5 protein-coding genes and 1 pseudogene are annotated in these 5,094 nt (G+C 44.2%); 3 read left to right on the top strand and 3 right to left on the bottom strand.

The genetic code is table 11. From position 1 onward, the window contains the following. The 3 genes from A3761_RS16340 to A3761_RS16330 form a co-directional block, all read left to right on the top strand. On the top strand, window positions 1–286 hold a 286-nt coding region (locus A3761_RS16340; protein ID WP_197473077.1), incomplete at its 5' end, for a peptidylprolyl isomerase. Between the two features lie 9 nt (window positions 287–295). Further along, complete coding sequence (locus A3761_RS16335) at window positions 296–1,042, top strand: UDP-2,3-diacylglucosamine diphosphatase (RefSeq protein WP_068510342.1); 747 nt, start codon at window positions 296–298, stop codon at window positions 1,040–1,042. Between the two features lie 3 nt (window positions 1,043–1,045). Next, window positions 1,046–2,254: an NAD(P)/FAD-dependent oxidoreductase gene (locus tag A3761_RS16330; protein ID WP_068634576.1), complete on the top strand. Its 1,209-nt coding sequence runs from the start codon at window positions 1,046–1,048 to the stop codon at window positions 2,252–2,254. A gap of 416 nt (window positions 2,255–2,670) precedes the next feature. Here A3761_RS16330 and A3761_RS16320 read toward each other — a convergent pair whose 3' ends face one another. The 3 genes and pseudogenes from A3761_RS16320 to A3761_RS16310 all read right to left on the bottom strand — a co-directional run. Further along, the gene (locus tag A3761_RS16320) at window positions 2,671–3,714 is read right to left on the bottom strand and encodes an AAA family ATPase (RefSeq protein WP_068506650.1); all 1,044 of its coding nucleotides are present in this window, start codon (window positions 3,712–3,714) and stop codon (window positions 2,671–2,673) included. After that, the gene (gene pnuC / locus A3761_RS16315) at window positions 3,684–4,283 is read right to left on the bottom strand and encodes a nicotinamide riboside transporter PnuC (RefSeq protein WP_082865337.1); all 600 of its coding nucleotides are present in this window, start codon (window positions 4,281–4,283) and stop codon (window positions 3,684–3,686) included. Before pnuC ends, A3761_RS16320 begins: the two co-directional genes overlap by 31 nt. Then, window positions 4,280–5,094 (bottom strand): annotated as a pseudogene (locus A3761_RS16310) (hypothetical protein); the annotation flags it as partial. The pseudogene A3761_RS16310 and the gene pnuC, both read right to left, overlap by 4 nt.

The raw sequence follows: 5,094 nt of genomic DNA, 5'->3' as shown, positions 1-5,094 counted from the left end.
CAAGAACTACACCGTTGCCATGGCTCGTACTATGGACCCTCACTCAGCGTCTGCACAGTTCTTTATCAATGTTAAAGACAACACGTTCCTAGACTATACGGCTGAAACAATGGAAGGCTGGGGTTATGCAGTATTTGGTGAAGTCGTTGAAGGTCAAGACGTTGTCGATAAGATCAAAGGCGTTAAGACCACGACTAAAGCTGGCCACCAAGACGTGCCAGTTGAAGACGTGATCATTGAAGAAGCTAGCGTTCTTGAAGGTGAAGCAGCTGAAGATGGTGAATAAGACCTCGTCATGAGCACTTATTTTATTTCAGATCTGCATCTGGAAGAGTCACGCCCTGATATTATCAGGGCTTTCTTTTTATTCCTCGACTCTATTCAAAACGATGCTGACAAGCTCTATATTCTTGGTGATTTCTTCGAAAGTTGGATTGGTGACGATGAAAACACCGAACTTCAGCTTGAAGTAAAACAGCGCCTCAAAGCCCTCAGTGAGCAAGGTTGCCAACTTTTCTTTATGCACGGTAATCGTGACTTTTTAGTAGGCGATGTTTTCGCACAAGAAACTGGCGCCACCCTACTTGATGATCCATGTGTTATCGACGTAGCAGGCGAACCAACACTGCTTATGCATGGCGATAGCCTCTGTACTGCTGATACCGGCTACATGAAATTCAGAGCAACCATTCGTAACCCCGCTTTCTTGGCTCCCTTCTTAAAGCGCCCGATTGAAGAGCGAAAAATCACAGCTCAGCAACTTCGAGCAATGAGCCAAGCGAATAACCAGGATAAAAGCACAGAGATCATGGACGTAACGCCTGAAGAGGTGATTCGTGAACTTGAAGCACATAAGGTTCAACACATGATACACGGGCATACTCATCGCCCAATGATTCACGAAGTCGAAGCAAACGGCTTACCAGCTGTACGAATCGTATTAGGTGACTGGGACAAGCATGTTTGGTATCTGAAAGTCGATCAAGATGGCGAACATCACTTTAAAAACTATCTTCTCGAAGAACAAAACCCGAATATATAAACAATGAGCAAACACCCTCACTTTGACTCCATTATTATTGGCGGGGGTGCCTCAGGTTTAATGTGCGCACTAACAGCCGGTCAACTTGGCAAGCGCGTTTTGGTTCTCGACAGCAGCAATAAAGTCGGCAAGAAAATATTGATGTCTGGCGGCGGCCGCTGCAACTTTACCAACTACTATGTAGAGCCCAGCAACTATCTTTGCAGCAACCCTCACTTTGTAAAATCTGCCCTTGCGCGCTACACCCAATGGGACTTCATCGGCCTGGTCGATAAACATAGCATCCCTTATCATGAACGCTCTCATGGCGAGCTGTTCTGCGATAATTCAGCAAAAGATATTCTGAAGATGCTACTCGATGAGTGCAGCGACGCCGGTGTCGAGATCAAAACCAAATGCCAGGTGGAGTTTATCGAAACCCTAGACGAAAGTGATGAGCAGCGCTATATACTTCGCTCTAACGCCGGTGTTTTCACCTGCCGTTCCTTGGTGATCGCAACCGGTGGCCTATCCATTCCTACACTAGGTTCAAGCGGCTTTGGCTACGATATTGCCGAACAATTTAACCTGCCTCTCAAAGAACGTTCAGCGGGATTAGTCCCTTTCATTTTCACCGATCAAACCAAAGCGCTTACTGAACGCTTATCAGGGTTAGCGGTTGACGTGACAATGGAAACCAACGGCACCACATTTCGAGAGAACATGCTGTTCACTCATCGCGGCATTAGCGGCCCTGTTGCCCTACAATGCTCCAACTATTGGAAGCAAGGCGACCTTATTCATATCAACCTGTTACCTGATCTAGATGTTGAAGCCACACTACTTGAATTCAAGTCATCGAAGCCAAAATCTCTTCTCAGGAATATATTGTCTGAACATTTCTCCAAAGCCTTTTGTTTAGAACTACAAGCTCTATTTTGGAAAGCTGAAGCAGAAAAACCGATGGGCGAATTTACCGACAGCACCATTAGATCGATTGCCACTCACCTAAACAACTGGACACTAAAACCCGCCGGAACAGAAGGCTACCGGACCGCTGAAGTCACCTTGGGCGGTGTCGACACCGATGTTATTGCTTCCAAAACAATGGAGTGTAAAACCCAGCCAGGCTTATATTTTATCGGTGAAGTGCTTGATGTCACTGGCTGGCTAGGCGGATTTAATTTTCAGTGGGCCTGGGCTTCTGGTGTTGCTGCGGGTGAGAGTGTTTAGCTTGTACCGAGTGAATTAAAACGAAGACATGCTGAATAAAACGAAGACAAAAGTTGGCGGACTTTCAGCCGAAAAATCACATATCCAATTGTTTTATATATAAATAGCTAATATTTAGCTTTGTCTTCGTTTTTTAGTTAAACGTTTGCAATTCCCTTTCTCGATAAGATTTCATCGACCATTCCTGAATATTCGCATGCAGTTTCAGTCATTGATAATAGCTGTTTGCGCAACAATTCCTTTAGCATCTCATTTTCTTCCTGCATATAACGCTCGTACAAATTGCTTACTTCTTCAATCTTCTCCATTTTATTCAAAATTAAAGGCAAACGATTTCTTGAGTTTAACTCCAAAATGCGAATCGATATTTCTGCACAACTGCTTCCAGATAACCAACAAACAATAGGCCCATGCTGCTACTCCGGCAGGAGTTCGATGACGCGGTTCATTCTAGATTCCAACGAACCGCCTAAGATTTCAAATGCAACGTTGCACTTCGTTAGCTCTTCTAAATACCAGCTGTGCTGCCAGAACCTGAAGTCTTCATCTTTTCTGGTGCCGTCTTGGACCAATGGAAAGTCTGGCTCACATAAAAATACATGATGGTATGGGCGTTCAGCGAAAGCGCTTATTATATTACAGCGCTGCTTAAAAAGTGCATGTGAATAGCAAAGCGTTGTAACAGGAGAAGTATCACAAAAGATATACCGTCTCGCCTGTCTCTGAGCGAGATCCTCTTTATGAGTCTGTGTAATGCAAATATCTATCAGATCTTCTGGCGTAAGGTCGCCATTTTTTTCTTCCCATAAATCTCTGCCGTATTCTTCAACCAGCGGCTCATTAAATTGTTCAGAGAGAAGCCGAGATAGCTTTGATTTACCTGTTGATTCAGCCCCTAGGAAAACAATCTTTTGGACGCTAAAGTCAGCTTGGACAGATTGATCGATTAGCCCATTGTCTTGGTTCCGAGTAGAACGCATAAGTGAGCCACTTACCGGATAAGTTTCCCTGTTGAGGTCGACACAAACATGCTCGACAGGAGAACCAAAACCAGTCGCTGGATCACTCAGAAATTGAGCGAAGCCATCCCCATATTCTTCACTCGTAAAGACTGCATCAACTTCCAAACCAAACTTGTATGAAAGAAGTCGATAGGTGAAATGCCGATGCATATGGTCAGCTTCACTATTGCTGGGCATTGGAAGATTCCAAGCGCTATGAGCTCGCCAAGACTCGACCGTGGCAGCATCAACACACAGAACGCTAGCGGATGGAAAAACTGATTTTATCCAATGCTCTCTTATCTTGGCAGAGCAGGATGGAAACTCAGGCCTTGAGTAGCTGATGACGACAACATCTTCACACTGATTAAATGCGTTTTGTATTAGATACTCGTGCCCTTTATGAAGAGGTGAAAATTTTCCAACGACTAATCCGCGCTTAAAGGGCTTTGTTGCCAAGTCTTTTCTCCCTTATTTTCACTCCTGTATATTTTTATCCACGAATACAGCCCATACCACGCATTGCACCAGAACAAGCCGTACACAAACGCCGTCAGATAAAGCTCTCGGGAGAAGTAAAGCGGGACAGCGACGGTATCTACGATCAACCAGCAAACCCATGTCTCTAGCCTTCTCTTCATCAAAAGAAACTGCGCAAGAACGCTAAACATGAGAACAATTGAATCGATAAATGGCGCGTACGCATCCGTCATCTCATGCAAAAGCCATCCATAGGCTAAGGTTGCTAAGACTGCAGCTGCTATGAATGAAACGAAATTTGTCATTTTGGTTCGCTGAATCGGGTGTAATTGTTTTTTAGCCCCCCAATACATCCAGCCATAGATGCTCGTGAGTATGAAGAACACCATCAGCGTGACGTCTGCATAGAGATTGACCTGATAGAACAGAACGGCAAACAAGCCGCAGCCTATGATACCAGTCCACCACGTGTTTACATTGTTTCTCGCTGCCAATATGACGCTGATAACAAATACTGCGTTTGCAGACCATTCCAAATAGCTAATCAAAATATGTTCCTTAAATCACTTGAATATTGAATTATTTTTTTATCGCTGCTTACTTTCTCAAACAGATTGATCTGAACCTGTTGGCCAAGCTTAGTTTCCAATAACTGTTTAATTGAATCCGAATACGTCTCATTCGGCAAAGTTATAGTCAGTGTACCTTCTGCATATTGATGCAAAGAAAACTGAGATAATGGAAATTTCTGTAGCATATGCGTGACATCAACATTGTTAAGCCATACACCATCTTTAGTCTTATACTGAACCGGCGGCCGCCCTTCTAGATCTCTGATGTACCAATGCCCGTCTTCAAGCTCGAGTCTTCCAAAATCACCGGTGCGATAACGTATCAACGGCAGATAATCGTTAAACCCACCGGTCAAAACAATCTCCCCTCTTTCTCCGCAATCAACCGGATTGCCATTGGCATCAAGGATCTCGACTAGAAGTTTTGACTGAAGAAGTCGAAAGCCTTCTTTGCCGGGCACACTGCAACCTACTGGCCCAACCTCATTCAGAGAATATAAATCTAAGATCGGACACTTATACCGAGATTCAAAATCATCCCGAACTGCTTTCAACAAAGTCATTGACGTACTGAGTATTGCCTTCGGCCGATGCCTAAACGGGATCATTGAAAGTTCTGACAAAGATATTGGGTCGCCAGAGATAAGGTCTGGTTTGTTGAGGTCGATGTAAAGCTCCCGATCATCAGGACTACCCCAATCGTTTGGATGAAAATTTAACTTCAACAACGCTTTATTGTTCAGATAGGGAGACACAGACGCATAAGTGAAACAACTCTCTTGAAACC

Source organism: Oleiphilus sp. HI0123, from assembly GCF_001635315.1.
Note: the sequence above shows the minus strand (reverse complement) of the source record. Positions and strands in the feature narration are given on the sequence as shown.